Source organism: Shewanella sp. SNU WT4 (assembly GCF_006494715.1).
Taxonomy (GTDB): Bacteria; Pseudomonadota; Gammaproteobacteria; order Enterobacterales; family Shewanellaceae; genus Shewanella.
In genome coordinates this window covers 2824100-2850109 of the sequence record NZ_CP041151.1, presented here as the reverse complement: position 1 = coordinate 2850109, position 26010 = coordinate 2824100, and the positions used below count along the sequence as shown (strand labels likewise).

Here is a 26010-nt window from a genome sequence, read left to right as displayed (position 1 = left end):
TAAAGCAAGCTGTTAATGGCCATCGATAAAGATGAACTTAATCAAGAACAGTATTGCAACCACGACGACACAAGGGTGAATGTCACGCCATCTTCCGCAGCCGGCTTTGATGACGCAGTAGCTGATAAAGCCGGCAGCAATACCTTCGGTAATCGAGAAGGTAAATGGCATCATCACTGCAGTGATAAAAGCGGGAGCCGCTTCGCTCAGATCGTTCCATTTTACCTTGGTCAGGCCGGCGGTCATCATCACGCCAACGTAGATAAGTGCTCCGGCTACGGCATAGGCAGGTACCATAGCTGCCAGTGGCGACAAGAAGATCACCCCAAGGAACAGTAAACCCACCACGACTGAGGTTAAGCCTGTACGGCCGCCCACGGCAACACCAGAGGAACTTTCAATATAGGCAGTGACACTGGAGGTGCCCATATAGGCGCCGGCCACACTGGTGAGTGAGTCTACTTTCAGCGCTTTGCCCATATTCGGGAAGCGGCCCTTGTCATCATTGATGCCGCAGCGCTCGGTCACAGCAATCATGGTGCCTGAGCTATCAAACATGCTCACGAGTGCGAAGGAGAAGATCACCCCAGCTAGGCCAATATCCAAAATGGCACTCAGATCCAGTTGACCAAAGACATGACCGATGGCCGGTGGCATAGAGACGATACCGCTAAACTGTACATCACCGCACAAAGCCGCCAACAGGGTAACCACTAAGGTTGAAATAAGCACAGCCGAATTGACGCCACGGTAGGCCAGGATAATGATGATAAAGAAGCCTAAAGAGCCCAGCACCACAGGCAATGAGGTCAATTCACCCACTTTTACCAAAGTATTAGGATCGGCCACCACCAACCCACTGTTCTTAAAGCCGAGCAGCGCAATCAGCAAGCCAATACCGGCTGGGATCCCGGTTCTTAGACCCGCAGGAATATTCTCCAGTAGCCATTGACGTAAGCCAACAACTGACACTAGGGCAAAAATTACGGCGCCCCAGAATACCGAGCCCATAGCAACCTGCCAGCTGACGCCCATGCCGAGGGTGACTGAGAACGCAAAGAAGGCATTCAGACCCATGGCTGGTGCCAAGGCAATCGGCAAATTAGCCATCAGACCCATAGAGATACTGCCCAGCGCTGCCGCTAAACAGGTGATCACAAACACAGCTTTGGTGTCCATGCCCGCGGCCCCTAGAATTTGCGGGTTAACGAATACTATGTACACCATGGTCATAAAGGTTGTGAAACCGGCGACCACTTCGGTTGATGGCGAGGTGCGATTTGCGCTCAAGGCGAATATACGGTTCAGTAATTGGCCAAATCTAGACGTAGGTTGGTAATTTACGTCTGGTGCGTTCTTAACGGAGGAACTTTGCGGAAGTTGCATGAAGGGTTAGCTCGGTTTAAAAAAAAAACCACCGGCAATAAGCCAGTGGATCTTAGCTAATTAAACCTCAAGTGGATGTAAAATTCGATCATGGTGACTTAATGCGTGATCAATGTCACTGTTTCCTATCAAAATAGCCCGCTAGCCAGTTGAAGCTAATTGTAAAGCTCTATTAAAAGAGAACGGGTACGTAAAAAACCGTTACTGGAATATGGCCGATTTTAAAAAAGTGGAGCAAAGTCACTTTTTATCCCAATTTGTAATAAAAGTACCGAATTGGGACGGTGCATATGGGATTAGAACGCCTTTTCACCATTGGGAGTCTGGTAACGCATGCCTTGGTATGAAGCATACAAGAGTACGAAGCATAATAGGCACGATAACTTTTGTAACGCCAATTTAGACAATTGCACTGTCTATAGCCTCAGTACCCAGTAGCCAGTAATAGTCATCTGGCGATGACAACCCTATGTCAGAACTTGTGTTTTGGGGTTGTCGCAGAGCAGTCACTCGGCCACGATTATGCTTAACACTGAAAATATATGTGGACAAAAATAAATTATAGAGTAATATTTGCCTCGCTCTGCTATTGAGAGTGATTAATGAAACATAAGTAAAAAGTAAAACCTCAGAATTCCTTCGTTATTGTTGTTATCCTCAGTTTTCCCTTATCTTCATCATCACATTAAATAATTCAATTTTTCAGTGCATCGCATTTTGCGAAATTTTTTAATTAAATATAAGGGACACATAATGTCTAATACAACTGGTATCGTAAAGTGGTTTAACGAAGAGAAAGGTTTTGGTTTTATTACTCAAGACAATGGCGGTGCTGACGTATTCGTTCACTTCCGTGCAATCACTTCTGACGGCTTCAAAACTTTGGCTGAAGGCCAGAAAGTATCTTTCGAAGTAGAGCAAGGTCAAAAAGGCCTGCAAGCAGCTAACGTAATCGCGCTGTAATTTCGTAAGTCGACGTAAATGGTGTATGCCATTTACGTCACTCAAAAAGCCTGCAAAACACTAACGTTTAAGACCAGAGTTAATCAAGTAATCGATAACTCATCTACCTTAACAATCAACTGCAACAATAAAACGTTACTCCACATTTATATTTTATCTGCGAAAATAATAACGTTCTCTTATCTGCCTGTTGTATATATCAATACGCTTTCTAAGCGTTCGCTATATTTTGATAATTAACACTTAAAATAAGTTTATGACTGATGTTAAGTATTAATTATTATTCTGCATCATTAATGATGTCTCATCTCTCTGGTTTAAAACGACTGACGTTTCAACCATCAAAACTGTATAAACTAAAAAACAAAAGGTAATAAATGCGAGTAAGTTTTAATATTTTTAAAAATAACATCTCTTGGGATGCACTAATCCATCAACTCAATGGTGATGTACTTTTGCGTCATGTGCTAGTGAAGGGTAATGTCGAAGACAGAGATATAGACTTTATCTATTGTGATGAAACCTGCCAAGGTCAAATAATCAATGGTGATAACGAGCTTATCGGTCACTTTTCGGCTACTCACTAGTAAAGCAACTTGGGTAAGCCCCTATCATTAACGCCCGTCTTTTTGACAACAAAGTGACAACCCAGCCATTCACGATAAAACAATAACAATATGCGCTCTTGAATCGCTTGCTGCCATTAAGCATTCATCACTTATCTCACCGCCAGTAGGGAGATGTCAGCTAAACCATCTCGCTAGCGCTAATATTGACTGGCGTTTCGACTTAAGCTATTGGCTTGGCTTTCCAATTCATTGAAGGCCGCATCAATCTTGTCGATGATGGCTGACACTTGTTGAGAATGATTTCCCACCACCTTCATGCTCGCACTGATCTCTTTAGATACTTGGGTTTGCGCCTCAATGGATACCGCAATTTCACTGTTTAAGTTATGAATAGCATTGGTGGAGTCATTAATGTCATCAAATACCGCTGAAATACGTTTCATTTCAGCACCAGCATTTTGCATCATGCCCGCGGCTTGGGAAACAGAGCAAGACACTTGATTCGTGCGATTAAGTAAACTGTCGACAATGCCATCAATCTCTAACGTTGAGTCTTGGGTTCTTTGTGCTAACGAGCGCACTTCATCGGCCACGACCGCAAAACCGCGTCCTTGCTCACCAGCCCGCGCCGCTTCAATTGCCGCATTTAACGCCAACAGATTTGTCTGCTGAGCAATGGATTTAATCACCCCTAACACCTTAGTCACTTGGCTGCTTTCATCGACCAAGTGCTCCATAGCCTGTTCGGTTTGCGAGAACTCTTTATCTAATACCAACATGGCGTCAATGGCATGCTTTAAGGTGGATTGACCCTCGACAACCTTGTGTTGATTTTCGGTCGCACGTTGCTTGGCATTGAGTGTGAAGTGATTGATGCCATCCATGGTTTGCGTCATGTCGCCTACGGCTATCCGACTCGTGTCCACTTCTTTGGCCACCAGTGAGGAACTCCGCTGCGACTCTACAATGGATTGCTTAGTTTCTTTGGCCAACAAAGCAATTGATTTGGCTGCCAGCTCTGTTGTCGATAATGAATTAGCCAGTGAACTAATGAAGATATTGATTTGGGTAATAATCTCTCCGACTTCCCCTTCGGTAGCGACTGTGATCCGTTGGTTTAAATTTTTAGATTCTTGAATATCATGCAGTTGCTTGCTGGTGGCGACTAGTGGCGCAACCACGCGTCGATTGATCAATAGGTAGCCCATAATGGCAATGACGAACATCATAGCTAACACCGATTGAGCCAAGTATAACGCCCCTTGTAACCCACTAAAATTATTAGTAAATTGTTCGGAAGTTCGGTTATCCAACGCGGTAAAAAAATCATCTATGGGGGTCATGATTTTCGCTTTTTCAACATGGTATTGATTGCTGTGTAATAGGTCTTTGGCCATCACTAAATCAGGTGCACCTTGAATGCTATAGGTTTGGCTGCTGGGATCTTGAAAGATACCTTTGACCGCGTTCATCGCCTTAACCTCGAGCGCCACTAAGGCATCAGAATTGGCTTGCGCCTGTTCAAGTAGTGCAAACTCAGTGTCCGAGAAGCCTAATTTTTTCATTTCTTGTTTAATCGCCACTGGACTGCCATCGGCTTTAGGCTTGTCGCCATGATTAAGTACAAGATCCCAATAGATTTGATGATATTGCTGCGGTCTTGGCATTTCGCCATTACGGATAGCCAGAATGTCCATGTACATTTTTTCGTATTTTTCATCGCCGGTAAGAGCGTAGGTGCGCGCTAAGCGCGTGAGATCATCTGAGGATTGACGCAGTTCGTCGGCAATTTGATAAGATTGGTAGCGGATATTAGCCACCTTGCCAAAGTCATCAATTTTTTGGTTTACATTAATACTGAGGCCACCAGTTATCAATGCTGCTGTGGCGATCGCCACGAATACCACAGTCATTATTGTTTTTGTATTCATCATTGCTCATCCATGGGTTGCTATGGATTAAGCGTAGTGGACAAATGCTAACGGTAATAGTTTTAATTAACTCATTTAAAATGAAAAAAACTTTTAATATCAGAGCGTGGCAGCAGCGTTCGATGTCAGAAAAACGACTCAATGAGCCGTTTTGAGGATATTAATGGCTTGTCGCGTCAATCGAAGGAACCATCTGCTAACACAGTGATCTGTTGCCGTAAGCATAAATTCGAGAGAGACAGCGTGCGGGATCGCTGCGCAAAATAACTCACTGGCACCATAACCGCCAAGCATTAGTGAACCGCGGTGGTTACTGGTTCGTGTGACGTGTCGGCCATCAAAGCTTGGCATTGCAAAGAACATTACTGTGTTGTAATCGAGGCTTGCAGTTCAGTCATGCCACCATTGAAACCGCTCTAATGCTCAAAGGGCTCATTAGGTTGTCACTCGGTGCAACCTAAGGCTTTATTCATTTGCGGTTTCAACTGATGGATGTGGCATTAACTCACCTGTTCACCCCTGTTTATTAGCACTCATGGCAATTAACAATCACTCATGGCTATTGATTACTGCTCATTGCTGTCGATTAGATTAGTAATCGCCCTGGCGATAAAATCTTTTTTCATTTGCGTGCGCGTGACTTTGTTATCAAACCAAAAACTCATAGGTTGATCAAAGCCAATGCCATGCATGTAGTTATAAATGGCCTTTCTGAGGCCATCGCCAAGCATGTCATGATCTGTGCCTGTGGGGTCGTAAAATTCCACGTCATTTTCAGCAAATAAAATCTCAGGGCGCGGCGCTAAGGTAATGCCAAATTGCTCGGGATTTTTACCAATAGGGCTGTGAACCGTGGCCACAAATCTATGCCAGTAAGCCGATTGAAAACAGCCTTGCTGCATCATTTGGCGCACCATTTCAAGCGCATCAACGGTTTCTTGCTCGGTTTGAGTTGGAAAACCATACATGAGATAGGCATGCACTAAGATGCCGGCATCACTAAAGGCTTTAGTGACCTGCGCTACACGCTCGACACTCACGCCCTTTTTCATCAGCTTTAATAATCTATCTGACGCGACTTCAAGGCCACCGCTCACGGCAATGCAGCCAGAATCTGCCAGCAACTGACAACGCGCTGGGCTAAAGGTGCGTTCAAAGCGAATATTGCCCCACCAACTGATCACAACTTTGCGCTCAATTAGGCGTTTAGCAAAGGCAAACAATAGCTTAGGTGGCAGCGCCTCATCGACGAAATGAAAACCGGTTTCGCCAGTTTCTTCAATTAATTGCTCAATTCTATCAACCAGCATATCGGCGCCTGCGGCATCGTAACGGCCAATATAATCAAGGCTGACATCGCAAAAGCTGCATTTACGCCAGTAGCAGCCATGGGCTATGGTCAGTTTATTCCAGCGGCCATCGCTCCAAATGCGGTGCATGGGATTTAGCATTTCGCATAAGGATAAGTAATCGCCTAGGGGCAGGCCATCGTAAATCGGGGCGCCAACTTCAGTTTGCGCAATATCACTAAGCTCTGGATTTTCATTGAAATGCACATACGCTTCGCCATTGTCATCAGCCGCGAGGAAGTAGGTACGCACTAAATCATCAATTTCACGCTCGCCAGCAAAGTATTCAAGCAAGGTTAGAAAAGGGCGCTCGCCATCATCTAGACAAATAAAATCAACAAATTCAAATACGCGCGGATCTTTAAGGGCTCTAAGCTCGGTATTAATAAAGCCGCCGCCCATGACAATTGGGATCTCTGGATTAATGGCCTTGCAGGTTTGCGCTATTCTAAGTGCGCCTAGCATATTGCCAGGGAAGGGCACAGTTAAGGCGATGACACTTGGCTGGGTATCTTCAAGATACATTTCAACCAGTTGCTCTAGAATTTCAGCGCTAAAGCTTGGCTCTTCCATCAAGGTATCGTAGAGATTATCAAAACTAGGATTCGCGGCGGCGAGCTGCTCACCATAACGGCTGACCTCAAAGTGCGGATCCACGCCTTGAGTAATCACAGCGGATAAATCATTAATAAATAAGGTGGCCAGATACTTAGCTTTATCTTGAACCCCAAGATTACCAAAGGCTGCTTGCAGCACATCACCAGAAACAGCTTCCATTTGCGCAATAGTGTCAAATGCTGGGCCTTCGGGTAAAAAACGGCGCGAATTAATCCGCAGCGCCAAGCTTGGGTCTTTGCCTTGTAAAAAGCGAATGGCAGGCTCTACCGCGACTTGATAGCGGTCAAACTCGCGTAGAAACTGGGCGATTACCGCTGGCAACTCATCATCTTCAAAATGCTCAAAATTTTGCTCAACATGCTGGCGCATAATTTCCAGCGCTGGCGCTGTCATCATTTCGAGAAATAGCTCAATCGCCGGATCTCGCTGCTCCGCCTCATAACCTTGAGTGCGTAAAAAACCCGTCAAATACGCAGTCGCCGGATAAGGCGTATTGAGCTGAGTCATTGGGGGAGTCATTAGAAGAACGGTCATAGCCTGCCTTTAAATAGTAAAACTTGCATACCCAGTACGAGCTGAGTGTGGCAATCGATACGCTTGCCAAAAAGATGAGGGGGATTCTAGCAAATCCGCCTTAGGGCGACTACTTCAAAGTGGTGAGTGACAGTTCCGTTATTGTTGTGCGAAGGCGCATTAGCTGTTAAGCCGCATTGCGCGGTTAAGTTAACCTGAATATTGAACAGCCTCTGACATAGAGCGGCGCAGTTATTAGCTGAATTCTGGCTTTATCGTTTGTTTATGCCTCATGAGTGCTAGCGTTAGTTTTTATATTTATCTCTTTAATTATTTGTTAGATTAATTAAATAAATGGTTTTACTTGTTAGGGTGAGCAATGCCTAAAGTTAGGCAATAAGTGTCACTAAAGTAACTAGGCGTTACTGGAATATCACCACCGCATGTTCATGCTAGGCAATAGGTCATTAATTTGCAGATAGACGATGGTTACTACCCAATAATAGTTATAAACATCTACGTCAATATTGCTTACAGATATAGACTCATGCTGTAGCATTTCTGATTACCTGATTACCTGATTACCTGATTACCTGATTACCCTGTCTCTTGATCAGATCTCATAGCGTTTCTCCGGCTTCAAATAGGGCTTTGGCTAAGCGATACCCCTTTACCTGAGCCTGAAGATCATCCCATCCCTCCCAAATCGTGGACCAGCTGGCCATTCCCGTGCGCTTGCTATCATTAAAGCCTCCTAGTTTGGCCAAGGATTGATAAGCCCACTTCATATTTGGGGCTTCTTTGCCTTTATGTCCCCTTGGCTTGTAGAGCTGCATCAGTACTCGCCATTCATCATTCTCTAAGACATTGCTGCAGCTTTGATTTTCCATGCTTTGCGCTGCTTCGATTTGCCCTCTTTTTCTCAGATAAATTGGCAGGCTCATCACTTCCCGAAGTTGCAGTAGCCGCACACCAATAAAGCAAAGTATCGAGGCCGCTCGCTCAAGGTTGTCTGGCGATGTCATGCGTAACCTTTCAACCCCCGCGCCGGTTTTCCACGCCTTATGAAAGTCCTCAATGCGCCATCTAGTGGTATAAATATCAATCACATGAAGTTGCTGCGCCAACGTGTCAATCGGCTCACTGGTCAGTAGCATCCAAGATAGTCCATCTTCACCTTGGGGAGGATTGAGCTCTTGTGCGTACACCACATTAATCGCATGCTGCTGATGATTATGTTTGATGTTAACCGCACTGGCTTTGAGGGTGAGTTTGGCTGTTCGCGAGGGACGATTCTTGCTTTTCCCACTGGCTTCCTTTATGCCTTTTTGTGGGATGGCGATGGTGTATCCGCCGGTAACGGGATGACTATCCATGTGCTCAAACAGCTTAGCCTCGTATTCTACTAGGTTTCTTGCATGTTTTGCCCGCACCACAAACCGTTCACTATGTGATTGTTTATCCGATAAATAATGCATGATATCCGCTTCTCTATCACACACTGAGATCACTCGCGACATGTGAGCCTGCAAGCGTTGCCGCGTAAAATAGGATGCATCGGCCCATTTACCGCTCTCTTTTTCATCGGCCTCGTTGGGATTATCAGGTCGACACCACCAATCTTGGTGGATCAAGCCCAAGGTCCGAGAAGTATGGCTATCCAGTAGCAAGACAGAATGAACCCACCAACCACGAGACTTATCGGTAGGTTTGCCTAATTTCCCTAATTCAGACGCCACACTGTGCTTATAACTCAGGGCTGTCGTGTCTTCGAGAGCAAGTATTTCATTTATATTTTCAATCGCTTGGGCAGTGCGAGCAAAACCGGCGGCTCTGATCATAGATGGGCTAACATTATCATTGCGGATCAATCGATAGGCTCCTTCGAGTTTGGCATCTTCACCATTACAAGATCTGGCAACCGATTTACCGCTGCCAACCGCCATGTGTTCAGCGACGACGGTTAACCTTGCCGCTCGTCGTTTATCACCTAGCTCAGCATGATGAAAGTGATCATATGCCCATTTGTTCGGGTTAAAAATTGACATTAAAAATGATGAAGTGAGTGAATTTGCATGATCTGATCATCGCCAGTCAAGAAAGTTCCATGTTTTGCTAATAATTTGTGTAGAAGAGACAGGGCCTAGTGTATCGAGTAGGAGGCGCAATACTTGTGGTTCTTGGTGGGGCAATGTCTTGCTACTTTGCCGCCTTCGGCGGAGATTAAGGTGGCATTACTGCCTTCTTTGTGCAAATGGGCGTCATAGTGCTTTATGGCGCGCTGGCGCTTGTTTTGGTTATCACCAATTACTTAATGCAAACACGCTAGCAAGCCTAAGTTCACAACCGGCGCTGATGTCACTAGATGTATGTAATTACTGATGGTTGGCTGCGAATGGATTAATTGGCTCTGGTAAACGCTTGCACTTTTTGACTGAACTTCAGGCGTTGCCTGTACCTTTGGCTGCACATTGAAGCGCTTACTTTGAACACCTTTACGAATAGCGCTATCTAATGGTTTGGTTTAGGCTCGGGTGACTTGGGTGGCGCCACTTCGGCGGCGCTGTCAGTTTTCGGCACTGCATCTGTTTCTGTTTCTGTTTCAATATCTACAGCAGCTTTTGGCACAGGTTTCAATTGTGACCTTTGTTGTAAATGCAGTTTAAGCTCGGTGGCTAATTGCGCGTTGGTTCCGGTTGTGGGCTGAGTGTCTGATTGCGTAGCAGGCTTAGTTTCTGCCTTATCAAGCTGCTCACTGTGTTGTTCGCCAACCTTCTGAGTTGCCTGTTCACTGGGTGGCAGATTTTCCTGCTTGTTGATGGGTGTATTGGCAGGGGTTGCCACCTCTTTTGCCATGTTGGTTATATCGCTAGCTTGGGATTGCATGACTGGCGTTTGCACGGCTTCAATCTCAATATCTGTTTGAGCCACGCTTGTGGGCGCAAGCGCAAGCGCCGGCTCGGCAATGGGCGTGGTTTCTGGCGTTAACGCTTTCGTTACTGTTGGCGCCAGTTCTGTTGCCTCGGTTGTTAGCTCGATGGCATCTATAGCCTTGTTTGTTAGCGTGTTAGTGGCTGCATCATCTGTGGTTTCAAGAGGCTCGGCCACGGCTTCTATGGCAGCATCCACTGCGGTATGCAGTTCAGTGGTAGTGATAGCATCAGCGGGCAATTCATTCTTATATAAATCAATCATATTCATGACTTCAGCTAAGGCATTGGAGTGATCTTGAGTCAAAATACCATTGTGGCCCGAGACAATCTCATCAGATACCGCCAGTACCCATACGGCTTGTTTGTTGGCATCAGGACAGGTTTGCACTGTGCGCCGCGCTTGCAGGCGCGCGCGAATCTTCCAGCCTGATTGCGGCAAAATCATCATGCAGCCTGGTATTTGATCATGAGCCAGTAGGGCTGCCAGCATTGAGATAGGTTTATCGCAATTGCCGCCCGAACACTTATCAATATCATGTGTAATAGCCCACGAATTACCTAAGGCGCGCTCGCCATCTTTAATGTAATTAAAGGCTTCTTTCACGGCAAAATCGCCTTTGGATTGCAGTACCACCATGCTAGGTTTTTGGCCGTCTACGCTTAATAAGGTGTCTAATGGCCGATAGTCTTTGGCGGCCACGGCTGGGTTTAATAGTAAGAATAAATTAGGGTTATCTTGCTGATTATCAATGGCCGTTTTAATTCTGTCTTTACTGGCATGCAGCACCATAGCGCCGCCTAAACTGTGGCCAATAACGCTATAGCGGCGCAATGTATTGGCGGCCACTAACGCATCAAGCTTATCTAATAACTGTGATAACCCTTGTTTACCTATGAGTTTGGCCACGCTTTTGCGCTGTAATATGGTGGGAAAATCCAATGGCTCAATCCAGCTAGTAGCATCGGTGGAACCATCCAGCCAAAACGGGTCAACTGAATCGCCGCGCCAGCCTATGTATAAACCGATTAAGTTGCGCTTAGGGTCGGCGGCAACCATTTGCTGATAAAACTGCTCAAAGGCCACAAAATTATCATCATTAGGCTCGGCGCTATGATGCCAGCCATGGACAAATATCAATAACTCAGGCGGCGCACTCGGATTAGGGGTGGCGATACGCGCCGCTAGCCCTTGCCACTGGTTATCATCATGGGCTTGGCCTTGGTCGTTAAATTCAATGACATGAAAGTTTTGTTTGGCAATATCAGGCGCGGGAAGGTGGTAAGCCTTATCTGGGATCACCGGAAAAAACATACAAAGCAACAACAAGAGTACGACTAGCAACTTGTACTGGGTAAATTTTTTCAGGCTCATCTAAGTCTACATCATTTATGGCCACGCTCGGCCAACGGCAGGGCTGCTAGGCAGCCAAAGTGGCCAAATTATACGCGAACCCTATCAGCCCAGCTAGAGGCTAATCCTCTGGTAATTTAACATTTTTAAAATTAACTACTTACAAGTGTAAAGCGCCGTTTATGCGTCACACATAGGCCTAACCCCTGGTGACATAGCATTTCAAGTCCTAATGGCCTTCGACATTAGTCTAAGTTGGCTTAGGGGTAAGTGAATTAACTTGCGTTAAAAATGACACTTATTCGTTAAAAAACATGATGTTAGTTGAAGCTGCTTGTTTGGCGCAACCAACTCATAGACTAAGGTCTTGATTGTGGCATGTTGCTCACTTGTTAGATTGGAGATGAACTTTGAATACAACAAGGGAGTCACTATGGCTTTTGAAAATAATGATAAGGCAAAAGGCTACTGGAATGAGAATCTCAAACTGGTGCTAAGTTTGCTGGCGATTTGGTTCGTGGTGTCCTACGTGTGCGGCATCATGTTAGTCGATACCTTAAATCAAGTGCAGTTCATGGGCTTTAAGTTAGGCTTCTGGTTTGCACAGCAAGGCGCCATGTACGTGTTTGTCGTGCTGATTTTTGTGTACGCAGCCATGGCCAATAACCTCGATAAAAAATATAACGTGCAAGAAGACTGAGGACGACACCATGGATTTACAAACCTTAACTTATCTGATTGTCGGCGGCTCGTTTGCGCTGTATATCGCGATTGCGATTTGGGCGCGGGCTGGCTCAACCAAAGAGTTTTACGTGGCGGGTGGCGGCGTGCATCCGATTATGAATGGTGCCGCTACTGCGGCTGACTGGATGTCAGCGGCGTCTTTTATTTCACTCGCGGGTATCGTCTCGTTTGCTGGTTATGACGGCAGCGTGTATCTCATGGGTTGGACTGGTGGTTATGTATTACTGGCCTTGTGTATGGCGCCGTATTTACGCAAGTTTGGTAAATTTACTGTGCCAGATTTCCTCGGTGAGCGTTATTACTCGCAAGCCGCGCGAACTGTGGCTGTGGTTTGTGCCATCTTTATCTGCTTTACCTATATTGCCGGCCAAATGCGCGGCGTCGGGGTCGTGTTCTCGCGCTTCTTAGAAGTTGAAATTGATACCGGTGTCTATATAGGTATGGCGGTGGTGTTCTTTTATGCCGTATTAGGCGGCATGAAAGGCATTACTTATACCCAAGTCGCTCAATATTGCGTAATGATTTTTGCTTATATGGTACCAGCCATTTACATCTCTATTATGATGACTGGCCATGTGTTCCCACAAGTTGGTTTAGGCGCTGAACTTGTCGATGCGGCAGGTAATAGCACAGGCGTGTATTTACTGGATAAGCTTGATGGTTTATCAGCAGAATTAGGCTTTAACCAATACACTGAGGGTACTAAGTCAACGATTGACGTGATTGCTATCACTGCGGCCTTGATGGTAGGTACTGCAGGTTTACCTCACGTCATTGTCCGCTTTTTCACAGTGCCTAAAGTTAAAGATGCGCGTTCATCAGCAGGCTGGGCGTTACTGATGATAGCTATCATGTACACCACCATTCCAGCATTAGCAGCTTTCTCTCGCGTTAATATGATTGAGACTATTAATGGTCCAGATCAAGCGGGTGTTGTGCATAGCGAAGCGCCAGCTTGGATTAAAAACTGGGAAAAGACAGGTCTTATTTCTTGGGATGATAAAAACGCTGATGGCAAGATGTTCTATGCCAATGGTGAACGTAATGAGATGAAAATCGATAACGACATCATAGTATTAGCTACGCCAGAAATTGCATCACTGCCAGCATGGGTGATTGCACTCGTCGCCGCGGGTGGTATGGCGGCAGCGTTATCAACTTCTGCAGGTTTATTGTTGGTGATTTCAACCTCAGTATCCCATGACTTGTTAAAGAAAAACTTAGCGCCGAATATGTCTGATAAACAAGAGCTTACCTATGCCCGTATTGCTTCTGCTGTCGGCATTGTGGTGGCAGGCTACTTTGGGGTCAATCCGCCGGGATTTGTCGCGGCGGTCGTAGCGCTCGCCTTCGGTTTAGCGGCTTCGAGTCTGTTCCCTGCGATTATCATGGGTATCTTCTCTAAGACCATGAACAAAGAAGGGGCAATTGCAGGTATGGTGACAGGTCTGACATTTACCTCAGGCTATATCGCTTACTTTAAGTTTATGAACCCAACTCTGAATAATGCTGAACACTGGTTCCTAGGTATTTCGCCAGAGGGCATAGGTATTATCGGTATGGTAGTTAACTTTACTGTGGCATTAGTGGTGATGAAAATGACAGCTAAAGTTCCTACTGAAATTGGTGAGATGATTGAATCTATCCGTTTCCCTAAAGGTGCAGGTGAAGCGCAAGATCACTAAGCACAAACTTAAGCACGCAACTTAAGTGTTAGTTTCCAATCGGCGCCTACGGGCGCCTTTTTTTATGCCAATTTGCACTTAAGTCTTATATAAGTGAATTAATGACTTACTTATAGTGATCACACGAGTTATTGACTTGAGTCGCCCATGCCGCTAAATGCCAGTGAATTACAGCCTATCGTCCAGTTTCTTCATGGCTTAGTCCCCTTTGATGGTTTATCCCGTGAATTATGCGAGCAAGTAGCGCGGCGCTTACAAATTAGCTATTACAGCGTTAATCAACGCCATGTGATGTTATCCCCTGATTGCTTAAACCTACATATAGTGCGCAGCGGCGCCTTTGAAGTGAAAGATGCCCAAGGCGAGTTACTTGATAGGTTAGGTGAGGGCGATTACTTTGGTTTCCCCGCGCTATTATCGGGGGAGCTCAGTGATAACCATGTGGCGATTTTAGAAGATAGCTTAGTGTATGAGCTTGATGGCGATACTTTTAATCAGCTGCAATCTGATAATCGCGATTTCGCTAAGTTTTTCACCCGCGCTTATGCCAAGCGTCTACGCAATCAGGCCAGATTCAAGGCTAAAGATCAAAGTACAACTAGCCGCATTGGCGCCTTAATGGCGCGTCCGGCATTAACCATAGCGCTGCATAGCCAAGTGACCGACGCCGCTAAAGCCATGAGTCAGGCGCGAGTATCCTCAGTGGTGATTACCGATAACGACGCGCTGGTGGGCATAGTCACTGATCGTGATCTGCGTAATCGGGTCTTAGCTCAAGGCTTAGATGGTCGTGTGCCGCTCGCTAACATCATGACGCCTGCGCCTATTACTATCTCGCCCAATACCTTAGTGTTTGAAGCTATGAGTATTATGAGTGAGCAGCACTTGCATCATTTGCCTGTGGTGGAGCAAGGGCAAGTGGTTGGCATGTTAACTAGTTCAGACATTATTCGCTCGCAAGGCTCGCAGCCTTTGCTGTTAATTGGTGAAATTAATCGCCAAACCGCCATAGATAAGCTGATTGTGATAAGTCGGCGCATTCCTGAATTATTGCAAAAATTAATCAGTGCCGATGCCAGAGCCGATGAGATAGGGCGAGTATTAACCTCAGTCACAGATGCGCTGACGCGCCGCTTAATTGAACTTAATTGTGAATTATTAGGCACGCCGCCCATGGCATTCTGCTGGTTAGCTTTTGGATCTCAAGGGCGGCAAGACCAAGTGGCGTGTTCTGATCAAGACAATGCCTTGCTGTTAAGTGATGAACCCGATGCTGCTGCCGCTGAGTATTTCAAAACCTTAAGCGTCAATGTGTGCCGCAGTTTAGATGCCTGTGGTTTTGTGTATTGCCCGGGCGACATTATGGCGCAAAACCCTAAGTGGCGAATGTCACTTAAGTCTTGGCAAGCCCATTTTCGGCAATGGGTCATTAGTCCGCAGCCTAAAGCATTAATGCACGCCAGTATCTTTTTTGATATGCGCTCAGTCTATGGACCCGCTGAGCTGTTTAATGAATTGCAAACCAAGGTGCTGGCAGTCACCAAAGGCAATGATATTTTCTTAGCGGGTATGGCTGGCAATGCCATACAAACGCGCCCGCCATTAGGTTTCTTTCGTAAATTTGTGCTGGAGCGTGATGGCTCGGAAGTTAAAGGCATGGATTTAAAGCACAGAGGCAATGCTCTCGTGACAGATATTGCTCGGGTGTACGCCTTAAGTGTGGGCTGCACTGAAGTTAATACGGCGAAACGCTTGCAAGCGCTGATGAATCAAGGCGTTATATCACGCCGTTTAGCCCTAGATTTAGCCGATGCCCAAGAGTTTATTGCCCATTTGCGCTTAGCCAATCAAGGCCAGCAATATGCTAAGCAGCAGAGTCTCTCCAATTTTCTAAAACCTGGGGATATTTCAAGCTTAATGCGCCATCAACTGCAAGATGCCTTTAAAGTGGTGGATGATGCGCAAGCTGGCCTGCGCTTAGCGTTTTTACGGAGCTTATAACATGGCATGGTTTCACCAGTGGTTATCCATGGGCTCACCTTGGCAGCGGCGCTATGCCAATACCTTAGAGCGGGCAGCGGCGAGCACCACATCGTGCTTACTGAAAGAGTATTACCACAGCCAAGTGCCCTTAGCGTCTCTGGCTATGGCCGATTTACCTTTGCTCGTGTTTGATTTAGAAATGACTGGACTTGATGCCAATAAAGATCAAATCGTCAGTATCGGCTGGGTGGGAATTGATAAGGGCAAAATTGCGCTCGCCACAGCGGGCAGCTGCATCTTAGCGATTGATGGTCATATTGGCCAAAGCGCCTGTATTCATGGAATTGTCGATAGTGTCAGTCAAGAGGGCATTAGCTTAACATCTGGCCTTGAGCAGCTAATTACCGCCGCCCACGGGCGCTTGCTGGTGGCGCATCACGCGCCGTTAGATTTAGGGTTTCTTGCCCATCATGGCAAGCAAGTATGGGGCGAGCCCTTATGCTTACATGCCATAGATACACTAACGTTCGAGCAGCAAAGATTCCAGTTAAGGCAACAAGCCATTGGCAGCGATGATTTACGATTAGGGGCCTGCCGCGCCCGTTATCATTTACCTATTTATCCCGCACATAGCGCATTTATGGACGCATTGGCCTGCGCTGAGCTATTACTCGCTCAGCTTGCCTCTGCCAAACCGACCCAATGGCAGCACTTATTGGTCTCGGCTTAAACCCTGTTATATCAAGCGATTGCGCTGTGAGTTATCACTTAGCACAAGCAAGCTTAGCGTTAGCGGCCAATTTGGGTTTCATTTGCACTAGCAGTACGCCGGCAATCACTAAGCTGCCACCGATATAGTGATAAATCCCTAAGCTTTCATTGAGAATGATGGCTGCTAATATTGCGGCGATAATCGGCATTAAGTTAAAGAATACGCTGGCGCTATCGGCGCCAAGTTTAGCAATACCATTGATCCATGCCCAAGGTGCAATTAACGATGCGCCAATAGCGGCGTACATAATTAATGGCGCCGACTCTTGCGAGATGGCAAGACTTGGACTCATAAACAATAACGGCGTTAACAACACGACGGCTATCATGCCTTGCATGTAAACCGACTCCCAAGTGGCTAATGGCAGTTGCCAGCGTTTAAGTAGCACACCATAAAGCGCATACACTAAGGCGCTGATCAGCAGCAATAAATCACCTTGGGTCACGCCTATGGACAATTGACTTATGTTGCCGTGACTTAGCATAAATACTAAGCCAAACAATGAGAGCAAGCTGCCAACAACGGCGAGCGGTGACAGTTTTTGCTTAAGCAGGGGGATGGCTAAAAATAAGCTGAAAATCGGTACCAATGAGGTGATGAGTGCCATATTCGTCGCGCTGGTGGTCGCCGCTGCAAAATACGCCAAGCTTTGGTTAAGCACCATGCCAAGCAGGGCCAATGTGGTTAACTTTGGCAGTAATGGCTTGATTTGATCACGATTACGCCAGACTTTCATTATCACAAACGGCGTTAAGCACACCATGGCAAAAAACCAGCGGTAAAAAGAAATGGCTTGAGGATCTATGAGGCCAACGGATAGCTTGTTAACAATGGCGTTGCCAGCCCAAATAGTAACGGCGAGCAAGGGAAATAAATACAACATGAGAGACCTAATGCGGCGAGTGTAACCTCGGTATTTGCAAGAAGCGCTATTATCCACGGTCTGATATGATACAAATATCGCTAATCAGCCAAATTGAATGGCTTGACGGCCAGCATCGAACTTGTGTGATCTAAATCACCTTGTTAGTGCGTAATCGCAACTGGCATTGAGTCTTGAGTTTCGCCATCAGCACTTTTTTAGTATTAAGCTGGCAATTAGCATCAGATGCTATTGAGGTTAGAGCCTAGTGAAAACAGTTTACCATCCCCTAAAAATTGCACCTGTAGCCAATGCTGAGATTTTCTTTAATTTTCAGGATTTTTTACCCCATACAGTCACTCCCAGTCATCAGCATGAGTGGGGCCAAGTGCAATTTATCAGCGCTGGCACTATGGAGCTGTATGCCAAGGGGCAAAGGTTAGTTTCACCGTCACAGTTTGCTATTTGGGTACCCGCTGGTGTTGAACATCAAAGCTATACTCGCCGCGGCATTCATTACTGCGCCATGAACATTATTGCCGCTAAGACGGATGTGTTACCGCTTGAACCTTGTTTGCTGGCAATTTCAGAGATAACCCAAGCCATTATTAATGATTTGCGCTTACGGCAAATTACCTTAGCCAGTACCGATGCGGATAAGCGCTTAGTGGCAGTGTTAGTCGATGAACTGATTAAAAGCCCAGTCATGCCAGAGTTTTTACCTTCAAGCCAAGATAAATTATTGCAACCTATGCTGGCAGCCTTAGATAGTGAACCTGCCAACAGCAATAGCATTAAGCAATGGGCCGCATTACTTCATACCAGTGAGCGCACCTTAGCGCGCCGCTGCCAAGAAATATTAGGCATGAGTTTTACTGAGTTAAGGCAGCGCCATAAATTTATCTATTCATTACAGTTATTGCGTGAAGGGCTATCTATCAAGGATGTCGCCTTGATGTTAGGTTATAACCAAACATCACCTTTTATTGTGATGTTTAAGAAATATGCGCAGTCATCGCCAGAGCAATACCGCCGCCAACTTGGGCATGACTAACGGCTTTGCCCCTCATGGATTGTTTATCGAAAGGGAACTTAATTATGACCCTATGCTATCCCATCGCCCTTAGTCCTAGCGAAATGACCAGTGAGCAACGGCCTGTGATGTTAAAGGCTGGCGCTGTGGTGTGTTGCCACGTATTTGGCGTGATTGAGCATAGCGGTATTTATGTGGGTGATGATTGCATTATTGAGTTGCATGGCTCGGGCCTAATTAGACCTGTGTCTCGGGCGCGATTTTTAGCTCATCGCAGTGGTGAACGTATCTTTTGCGCAACTAATGATATCGGCCAGCTCATTATTGAAACGGCTGCCATAGATGCGGCTATCGCCGCCATTTATCATTATCGCGATTACCATGTCTTTGATAATAATTGTCATCAATTTGTGTGGCAGTGCATTAGTGGCGCAGCGCTAGAGGTTGCTGATTTTATGACGCTTAATCAATTATTAGCGCAGCGAGTCGGCCATAGTATTCATTGGCGCCAAACCCAGTCGCACACTGTCGATTAGGCTGAGTTGGCTTTGGCTTGAGTTGGCTGTGATGGGGCTGTTGCTGGGGGTTGAGGTGGCTTTTTATAAAGTGCCATTTATAACCTGGCAAGTGGATAAGTTGGTCATCAGCCCTGATACCTTGGCAAGCGCATCGAAAGGGCATGATGACAACAATTTACGAATAAATTAGATGTTAACTCGTTAATTTAACTTGCGGATTTGAATTAACATGCCAAAGCGTGGGTTATCAAAGTAATGCAGTTCATTACTGCGCACGCGTCGATTTTGCTTCATTGGGACGGCATAAAGGTAAGGCGAGGGTACCGCGCTTGGCGCATTATTGCCGCTCACACTACCGCTAAATGCTAATGGGTTAGCACTGCTGGTTTCCATTACGCTAGCATCTTGGTTACTAAAGCTATGCACGGCTTCTTGCAAGTTAATCTTCTCGCCTTCAACCCGCAGCACTAAATTGGTTTCGATATAAAGAAAGTGATCTAAATATATCAATAAATTACCATCAAGTTGCCACACATTAGGCTGCAATTGTGGCGCAATACCCATGGGTAGCACTTCGGCTTGGTTGATGACCTGACCATTGCCAGCTGTGATGACGGCGCCGCTTTGCACTTGAGGGCCATCTTGCGCACTATCTTGCACAGTAAGGGTATCAAGGGCTAAATCGCCGCCAGCCATTACTTTATTACCCATAAGATCATACTGACTCGTGAAGTCTCTACCACCAAATAAATGAATTGGGGTTGAACTTGGGCGTGATTGCATGTTTTGGCGCCAGGTGAGATGCAGCAAACCCGCAGTGCCGCGCTCACGGTTAATACTATTTATGTATTGGGAGAACTGACCGTTGCCAGCTAATAAGTAAGCTTTGTTGCTATTGTGCACGCCCGCTTGTCCGGCTTCAGTTTTTAGATTCAAACTGTTACTGGTATTTGGAACAACGGCCTTTTCAGGCAATGCCTCTTGGATGTCATTGGCATTGACGTTGCGGCTAAATAGATACACCTCAACTTCAAACCAAGCTTCTTTGGCATAAGTGGCTGGAGCAAAGCCCATGGCCATGCTCGTCAATAATACCATTACCACGCTTTTTACTGGGGTAGGCAACACGTTTCACTTCTCCACACTGGTTTATGGGTGCCAAGTCGAGTTGACACTTTTTATTGGCATTGCGTTAGTTTGCCATGAATAGGCGCAGCCATTAGCTATTTATTGCCTAATGGCTGGCTTTAGCGCTGCACCATTTGATGGCCACTAAAATGTTCGAGCATTTGTTTGACTAACGCTAATCTATCTTTGGCCGTTGGCGCTGGTATGTTGAACTTTAGCTTATTAGGCCCATCCATTCGATATATTTGTGGCTGAGTTTGTAACAGGCTAATAATGAAGCCGGCATCTATGGAATGGTGTTCACCAAATTCAATGCTGCCACCGTTTGCGTGCCATTCAACCTTTTTAAGCCCAAGCTCAGTGGCTTGATGCTTATAGAGGGTGAGCTCCATTAAGTTTTTAGCCGGCTCTGGCAATAATCCAAATCTATCAATCAGTTCGACTCTGAGCTCATCCAGCAGATCTGCCGTGTTGGCATTGGCAATGCGCTTATACAGCGACAAACGCATATTAACATCACCGACATAGTCTTCTGGCAGTAAGGCTGGAATACGCAGTTCAATCTCAGCTTGCTGGGCTAATAAGTTAGCCAGTGACGGCTCTTTGCCTTTTTTCAGGGCTTCAACCGCGCCTTCTAGCAGCTCCATATACAGGCTAAAGCCAATTTTACCTATATGACCACTTTGCTCATCGCCCAGTAATTCACCGGCGCCGCGAATTTCTAAGTCTTGGGTGGCGAGCATAAAGCCTGCGCCCAATTCTTCTAGGGCATCAATGGCTTCAAGGCGTTTTCTCGCATCTGTGGTCATGCGCTTAGGATGCGGCGTCATTAAATAGGCGTAGGCCTGATGGTGCGAGCGTCCCACGCGTCCGCGTAACTGGTGCAGCTGAGCCAAGCCAAAATGGTCGGCATTATCAATAATGATGGTATTGGCGCTCGGCACATCGATACCAGTTTCGATAATAGTAGTGCAGACTAACACATTGAATTTCTGATGATAAAAATCACTCATCACCCGCTCAAGTTCGCGTTCACGCATCTGGCCATGGGCTGTTGCGACGCGCGCTTCTGGCACTAGATCACGAATTTCTTGGGCACTTTTTTCAATGGACTCGACGTTATTATGCAAATAATACACTTGGCCGCCACGCAAGATTTCACGCATGATGGCTTCTTTGGCAGTGGCTTTATCGTACTCACGCACAAAGGTTTTTACCGCTAAACGTTTGGCTGGGGCGGTGGCGATAATGGATAAATCGCGCATGCCTGACATGGCCATGTTTAAGGTGCGTGGAATAGGGGTTGCGGTTAGGGTTAAAATATCAACATTGGCGCGCAGCGCTTTGATTTTCTCTTTTTGACGCACCCCAAACCTGTGCTCTTCATCGATAACCAGTAACCCTAGATTTTCAAACTTAGCTTCGGCTTGCAGCAGTTTATGGGTACCAATCACAATATCGACTTTGCCTTGGCTTAATTGCTCCAGTACTTGCTGCTGCTCTTTAGCGGTTTTAAAACGGCTCATGACTTCAATTTCAATGGGCCAATCAGCAAATCTGTCTTTGAAGTTTTCGTAATGTTGCTGCGCGAGCAAGGTAGTGGGTACTAACACTACCACTTGTTTGCCAGAGTTGACGGCCACGAACGCCGCGCGCATGGCCACTTCGGTTTTACCAAAGCCCACATCGCCACACACCAATCTATCCATGGTCTTAGGCTGACACATATCGGCAAGCACGGCCTTGATAGCGCTTTCTTGGTCGACAGTTTCTTCAAACGGAAAGCCATCGCAAAACTGGGCGTATTCTTGTTCATCCAGGTCGCAGGCGGTGCCACCGCGCGCTTCACGCCGAGCGTAGACATCAAGTAATTCCGCGGCAACATCGCGTATGCGCTCTATGGCTTTACGCTTGGCTTTACTCCAAGTTTCATTGCCTAAGCGGTTTAAGGCTAAATTGTCTTGGTCAGTGCTGTTAAAGCGGCTGATTAAATGCAGAGATGATACTGGGACATACAATTTATCGGCGTTGGCATATTCTAGGAGTAAATATTCAGCGCTAATGCCGCCGACATCTAAGGTAACCAGTCCTTGATATAAGCCGACACCATGATCAAGATGCACTACCGCTTGGCCCACTTTTAGCTCAGCTAAGTTCTTAACCAACATATCTTGGCTGACTTGCTTTTGCTTATCGCGGCGGCGTTTTTGCGAAATACGCGCGCCAAATAGCTCAGTTTCACAAATGATAGTCACGTGACTATCGTTGAGCTCGCAGCCTTGAGACAAGGGCGAAACGATAAGACCTATCTGGCTCTTACTATTGATAAAAGATTCAAGGTGCGGGAAAAGACCCGGTTTTACATTGATTTTGGCGAACAGTTCCAGCAGAGCTTCACGGCGCCCTTCGGATTCGGCGCTAAAGAGTACTCGGCCTGGGTACTGCTTTAAAAAAGTGTCTAAGGCTTGCAGTGGCTGCTTAAGTTTGTGATTAACCGCCACATCAGGAACTGGGCTCGCCTTGGCTTGCATGGCTTTAGGATGATCATTTTCCAAAGCAAAACGCTGATATTGCTTAAATTGGGCAAATATTTGCTCAGGCAATAAAAACAGTTCTTCAGGAGATAACAGTGGTCTTTGACTATCTATGTTGCGGTCAATAAAACGGTTATTAATTTCTTGCAGATGATGACGACAGGCGCCATCAATATTGCCTAAGGTAATTAAGCGGCTATTGGCGGGCAAGTAATCAAATAAACTCGCGGTATCATCAAAGAACAATGGCAAGTAGTTTTCAATGCCTGCTGGCATTAAGCCGCGGCTCACCATTTGATAGACAGATTCTGGCGCCTTACTGGTCACCTCAAAACGGCGGCGATATTGCTGGCGAAACAGCTCTAAGCCTTTGGCATCGGTTGGAAATTCTTTGGCCGGCAGCATGCTTAACTCAGGCAGCGCCTCATTTGAGCGCTGAGTTTCTGGGTCAAAGTAGCGAATAGATTCCACTTCATCATCGAACAATTCAATACGAATGGGCTCGCGAGCGCCGCTTGGAAATAAGTCTAAAATAGAGCCGCGAATAGCAAATTCGCCATGTTCATACACTTGGTCAACCAAATGATAGCCAGTGTCGGTTAAGGCTTGGCGCATGGTTTGTAGGCTGTACTTGTCACCTGGTTTTAATACCATGACGTTGGCAGTCATAAACTGGCAAGGTGGCAGGCGCACCATTAAGGTGGTGATAGGCACTATCAAAAGGGTGGCATCGCCTGACGCTAAGCGGGATAAGGCGGCAAGGCGTTGTGACACTAGGTCTTGATGTGGTGAGAAACTGTCATAAGGCAAGGTTTCTCGGTCGGGAAACAGCACCACGTTGGCGGCCGGGAGCAAATAACTGAGCTCGGCTTCTAGGGCTAGCGCCGTTGGCGTATCAGGAGTAATGATAACGCTTGAGCCTTGATGGGCTTGAGTTAATCGCGCTAAGGTTAAGGCGCGGGCAACGCCAGTCGATACATTAAGATAACGAATGGCCGGCATGGCTAGTGCTGCTGGCGCGGATAACAAAGAAAACTCGCTCATGTGCCTAAATCTGTTGCTTGGCTAATCAGATGGCTCATTGTAGAGCCTTGATTGTTAAGGTGCCACTATTTATCTGTATCTATCTGAGGTGGTTTTAATTGCTGGCGGCGCAATTGCAGTTGTTTTTGTTGTAAACGTAAGCTGGCTTGTACTAATTGCTCGACATCTTCATGCAATATGCGCTCAAAACTGAGCTTGATTTGCCAGTGGTCAGGTAAATCGTCAATAGGAGTGCAGCTTTCTACATGAGTGATACATAAAATGGCAATGAGCTCTTCTTGCACTGAGAACGTCGTGCGAAAAAACTCGCCAACGTTCATAGGGTAAAGACTGATGATAGTTAAGCCCGAACCGCCAAAATGGCTGCCTTGAAAGCAATCACCCTCTTTGATTTGTTGCTCAAGAACATATTGCAGCACTAAATCGACTTTGCGCGCCTGCACTTTTAAGTAATCAATAATAGCCTTGGACTCAAGTTCCATTTGTCGCAGCTGCGCCATGCATGAGGCCTCAAGGGCTTTGGCTTGGCTAATGAGTTGCACGCTGGGTGATTGCATCTGTTTAAGCGCGCCATCATCGGGCAGAGTCTCTGTCCACGGCAACAGATAAACATTAAAGCGGCTGGCAACACTAAAAAATAGATGTTCTTCAGACATAGTTAACTCATTTTATTGGAAAACCTTAAGGTTATTATTTGTGCTTGTTAATAAATTAAGCAAGTTTTTAACTAAAATAGCGGTTTTTTTATTCAAGTTGGCAAAAAGGGCGGTGATTACTGGCTAAGTCTTTATTTCTTTAAGCGTAAAGCCTATTATCTTGGCTGCCTTATTGCCCATGGATTGCTGTTACCTGTGATGAATTTGCGACTCCCCTGTCTGATTGGCTGGCGCTATTGGCGCGCCAAGAAAACCAATAGTTTTGCCTCGTTTATAACCTTATTTGCTGTTATGGGGATTTTTCTTGGGGTGGCGGCGCTTATCATAGTCGGCTCTGTGATGAATGGTCTGGAAGGGCAATTAAAACAACGCATTTTAGGCGCTGTGCCGCAGCTCGTCATTAATGCTGCTCCCGAACAAAATTTGCCTACTAGTTTGCCGCAGCAGTTAATGAACATAGCTGCTGTGATTGATGTGGCACCTAATGCCGCTACGCAAGCCATGATCCAAGCCAATGATGGCATTCGCGCCATTCAAATTTATGGCATTGACCCAAAGCAAGCTAACCTCACAGGTATTGGTGATACTCGCGCCTTAAACAGCTTAGTGGCGGGGGAATATCGCATTGTGTTAGGCGCAGTACTCGCGAATCAACTTGGGGTTAGAGCTAATGATGTAGTGCGCGTTATTTCTGGCGATGGCGTGGTGTATTCACCGTTAGGGCCTGTGCCGTCACAGCGTAAATTTACTGTGGCTGGCGTGTTTGAAATGGGTTCGCAAGTCGATGCTCATGTGGCTTATATCAATTATCAAGATGCTAGACGCTTAATGCGCTTACCGTCTGATGGCATTAGTAGTTATCGCTTATATTTGAGCGATCCGTTTCAAGCGGCGAGCTTAGTCGATACGATTAAGACATTGCTAGCGAAAGATAATATCGATGCCAGCGTCAGTGATTGGCGTCAAGACTACGGCCATTTATTTGCCGCCGTTAAGATGGAAAAAACCATGATGTCTTTAATGCTGAGCTTAGTGGTGGCAGTGGCCGCCTTTAATATCGTCTCAGCACTCGTCATCATGGTGGTCGATAAAACCGCTGACATTGCCGTACTTAAAACCCAAGGCATAAGTCACATGCAATCTATGGCAATCTTTATTGTGCAAGGGTCGCTTAATGCCTTAGTTGGCTTAGGGTTAGGCTTATCGGTTGGGATATTAATCACCTTAAATCTTAACTCGATTATGTCATCTTTAGGCTTATCCATCTTAGGCGCCGGCACGCAATTACCGGTAATTTTATCGCCGTGGCAACTCATGATTATTACCTTGGGCACTTTGCTCATCACCCTATTAGCGACCTTATATCCAGCCATGCGCGCCGCCAAGGTGCAGCCAGCTCAGGTGTTACGACATGAATAAGCAAACAAGAGAAAATGAC

The 26010-nt window shown here is 46.2% G+C and carries 17 protein-coding genes and 2 pseudogenes; 10 read left to right on the top strand and 9 right to left on the bottom strand.

The window, feature by feature from the left end; all coding sequences use genetic code 11:
- Positions 1-12 precede the first annotated feature (12 nt).
- Entirely contained in the window at positions 13-1290 is a 1278-nt protein-coding gene (locus FJQ87_RS12740; RefSeq protein ID WP_346763951.1) for an NCS2 family permease, read from the bottom strand.
- An 849-nt stretch (positions 1291-2139) separates the two neighbouring features.
- Here FJQ87_RS12740 and FJQ87_RS12735 point away from each other — a divergent pair.
- Together FJQ87_RS12735 and FJQ87_RS12730 are read left to right on the top strand one after the other, a co-directional pair.
- Positions 2140-2349, top strand: a complete 210-nt coding sequence (locus tag FJQ87_RS12735; protein ID WP_012156476.1) for a cold-shock protein — start codon at positions 2140-2142, stop codon at positions 2347-2349.
- Between the two features lie 377 nt (positions 2350-2726).
- Positions 2727-2936 carry a hypothetical protein gene (locus FJQ87_RS12730; protein ID WP_140932947.1) on the top strand — a complete coding sequence of 70 codons (210 nt, stop codon included), beginning with the start codon at positions 2727-2729 and terminating at the stop codon, positions 2934-2936.
- 179 nt (positions 2937-3115) lie between these two features.
- Here the strand turns inward: FJQ87_RS12730 and FJQ87_RS12725 are convergent, their stop codons facing one another.
- Positions 3116-4852: a methyl-accepting chemotaxis protein gene (locus FJQ87_RS12725; protein ID WP_240778720.1), complete on the bottom strand. Its 1737-nt coding sequence runs from the start codon at positions 4850-4852 to the stop codon at positions 3116-3118.
- A 224-nt stretch (positions 4853-5076) separates the two neighbouring features.
- Here FJQ87_RS12725 and FJQ87_RS18855 point away from each other — a divergent pair.
- Positions 5077-5307 (top strand): annotated as a pseudogene (locus FJQ87_RS18855) (hypothetical protein); the annotation flags it as partial.
- Positions 5308-5415: 108 nt separating this feature from the next.
- Here the strand turns inward: FJQ87_RS18855 and FJQ87_RS12720 are convergent.
- From FJQ87_RS12720 to FJQ87_RS19045, 3 genes and pseudogenes are all read right to left on the bottom strand, one after another.
- Positions 5416-7350, bottom strand: a complete 1935-nt coding sequence (locus FJQ87_RS12720; RefSeq protein WP_140932946.1) for a radical SAM protein — start codon at positions 7348-7350, stop codon at positions 5416-5418.
- Positions 7351-7949: 599 nt separating this feature from the next.
- Positions 7950-9377: an IS4 family transposase gene (locus FJQ87_RS12715; protein ID WP_140932605.1), complete on the bottom strand. Its 1428-nt coding sequence runs from the start codon at positions 9375-9377 to the stop codon at positions 7950-7952.
- 1117 nt (positions 9378-10494) lie between these two features.
- A pseudogene (locus tag FJQ87_RS19045) lies at positions 10495-11634 on the bottom strand (thioesterase); the annotation flags it as partial.
- Positions 11635-12046: 412 nt separating this feature from the next.
- On the opposite strand from FJQ87_RS19045, the gene FJQ87_RS12705 reads away from it, so the two are divergent.
- The 4 genes from FJQ87_RS12705 (at position 12047) to FJQ87_RS12690 (ending at position 16755) form a co-directional block, all read left to right on the top strand.
- A complete protein-coding gene (locus tag FJQ87_RS12705; protein WP_140932945.1) occupies positions 12047-12313 on the top strand; it encodes a DUF4212 domain-containing protein in 267 nt (88 codons plus the stop codon).
- 10 nt (positions 12314-12323) lie between these two features.
- Positions 12324-14042, top strand: coding sequence for a sodium:solute symporter family protein (locus FJQ87_RS12700; RefSeq protein WP_140932944.1), 1719 nt, complete (start codon positions 12324-12326; stop codon positions 14040-14042).
- 147 nt (positions 14043-14189) lie between these two features.
- Positions 14190-16043, top strand: coding sequence for a DUF294 nucleotidyltransferase-like domain-containing protein (locus tag FJQ87_RS12695; RefSeq protein WP_140932943.1), 1854 nt, complete (start codon positions 14190-14192; stop codon positions 16041-16043).
- Between the two features lies 1 nt (position 16044).
- Positions 16045-16755, top strand: coding sequence for an exonuclease domain-containing protein (locus FJQ87_RS12690; RefSeq protein ID WP_140932942.1), 711 nt, complete (start codon positions 16045-16047; stop codon positions 16753-16755).
- A gap of 34 nt (positions 16756-16789) precedes the next feature.
- Here FJQ87_RS12690 and FJQ87_RS12685 read toward each other — a convergent pair whose 3' ends face one another.
- Positions 16790-17680 carry a DMT family transporter gene (locus FJQ87_RS12685; RefSeq protein WP_140932941.1) on the bottom strand — a complete coding sequence of 297 codons (891 nt, stop codon included), beginning with the start codon at positions 17678-17680 and terminating at the stop codon, positions 16790-16792.
- 247 nt (positions 17681-17927) lie between these two features.
- Between FJQ87_RS12685 and FJQ87_RS12680 the strand changes: the two genes are divergently transcribed.
- Together FJQ87_RS12680 and FJQ87_RS12675 are read left to right on the top strand one after the other, a co-directional pair.
- Positions 17928-18713 (top strand): helix-turn-helix transcriptional regulator, encoded by a 786-nt coding sequence (locus FJQ87_RS12680; RefSeq protein WP_140932940.1) that lies wholly within the window; start codon positions 17928-17930, stop codon positions 18711-18713.
- Positions 18714-18757: 44 nt separating this feature from the next.
- A complete protein-coding gene (locus FJQ87_RS12675) occupies positions 18758-19228 on the top strand; it encodes a hypothetical protein (RefSeq protein WP_140932939.1) in 471 nt (156 codons plus the stop codon).
- Positions 19229-19411: 183 nt separating this feature from the next.
- Here FJQ87_RS12675 and FJQ87_RS12670 read toward each other — a convergent pair whose 3' ends face one another.
- The 3 genes from FJQ87_RS12670 to FJQ87_RS12660 all read right to left on the bottom strand — a co-directional run bounded on the left by FJQ87_RS12670 (position 19412) and on the right by FJQ87_RS12660 (position 24572).
- Positions 19412-20338 carry a peptidoglycan binding protein CsiV gene (locus FJQ87_RS12670; protein ID WP_140932938.1) on the bottom strand — a complete coding sequence of 309 codons (927 nt, stop codon included), beginning with the start codon at positions 20336-20338 and terminating at the stop codon, positions 19412-19414.
- A gap of 119 nt (positions 20339-20457) precedes the next feature.
- Positions 20458-23916: a transcription-repair coupling factor gene (gene mfd, locus FJQ87_RS12665; protein WP_140932937.1), complete on the bottom strand. Its 3459-nt coding sequence runs from the start codon at positions 23914-23916 to the stop codon at positions 20458-20460.
- Between the two features lie 65 nt (positions 23917-23981).
- Positions 23982-24572 carry a hypothetical protein gene (locus FJQ87_RS12660; RefSeq protein WP_140932936.1) on the bottom strand — a complete coding sequence of 197 codons (591 nt, stop codon included), beginning with the start codon at positions 24570-24572 and terminating at the stop codon, positions 23982-23984.
- A 198-nt stretch (positions 24573-24770) separates the two neighbouring features.
- On the opposite strand from FJQ87_RS12660, the gene FJQ87_RS12655 reads away from it, so the two are divergent.
- Positions 24771-25991 carry a lipoprotein-releasing ABC transporter permease subunit gene (locus tag FJQ87_RS12655; RefSeq protein WP_140932935.1) on the top strand — a complete coding sequence of 407 codons (1221 nt, stop codon included), beginning with the start codon at positions 24771-24773 and terminating at the stop codon, positions 25989-25991.
- Positions 25992-26010: the final 19 nt, after the last annotated feature.

Excerpts from the sequence above, each read along its gene's own strand:
- FJQ87_RS12735 (WP_012156476.1), top strand. The coding sequence starts at position 2,140 with ATGTCTAATACAACTGGTATCGTAAAGTGGTTTAACGAAGAGAAAGGT.
- FJQ87_RS12730 (WP_140932947.1), top strand. The coding sequence starts at position 2,727 with ATGCGAGTAAGTTTTAATATTTTTAAAAATAACATCTCTTGGGATGCA.
- FJQ87_RS12725 (WP_240778720.1), bottom strand. The coding sequence starts at position 4,852 with ATGATGAATACAAAAACAATAATGACTGTGGTATTCGTGGCGATCGCC.
- FJQ87_RS12720 (WP_140932946.1), bottom strand. The coding sequence starts at position 7,350 with ATGACCGTTCTTCTAATGACTCCCCCAATGACTCAGCTCAATACGCCT.
- FJQ87_RS12715 (WP_140932605.1), bottom strand. The coding sequence starts at position 9,377 with ATGTCAATTTTTAACCCGAACAAATGGGCATATGATCACTTTCATCAT.
- FJQ87_RS12705 (WP_140932945.1), top strand. The coding sequence starts at position 12,047 with ATGGCTTTTGAAAATAATGATAAGGCAAAAGGCTACTGGAATGAGAAT.
- FJQ87_RS12700 (WP_140932944.1), top strand. The coding sequence starts at position 12,324 with ATGGATTTACAAACCTTAACTTATCTGATTGTCGGCGGCTCGTTTGCG.
- FJQ87_RS12695 (WP_140932943.1), top strand. The coding sequence starts at position 14,190 with ATGCCGCTAAATGCCAGTGAATTACAGCCTATCGTCCAGTTTCTTCAT.
- FJQ87_RS12690 (WP_140932942.1), top strand. The coding sequence starts at position 16,045 with ATGGCATGGTTTCACCAGTGGTTATCCATGGGCTCACCTTGGCAGCGG.
- FJQ87_RS12685 (WP_140932941.1), bottom strand. The coding sequence starts at position 17,680 with ATGTTGTATTTATTTCCCTTGCTCGCCGTTACTATTTGGGCTGGCAAC.
- FJQ87_RS12675 (WP_140932939.1), top strand. The coding sequence starts at position 18,758 with ATGACCCTATGCTATCCCATCGCCCTTAGTCCTAGCGAAATGACCAGT.
- mfd (WP_140932937.1), bottom strand. The coding sequence starts at position 23,916 with ATGAGCGAGTTTTCTTTGTTATCCGCGCCAGCAGCACTAGCCATGCCG.
- FJQ87_RS12660 (WP_140932936.1), bottom strand. The coding sequence starts at position 24,572 with ATGTCTGAAGAACATCTATTTTTTAGTGTTGCCAGCCGCTTTAATGTT.
- FJQ87_RS12655 (WP_140932935.1), top strand. The coding sequence starts at position 24,771 with ATGAATTTGCGACTCCCCTGTCTGATTGGCTGGCGCTATTGGCGCGCC.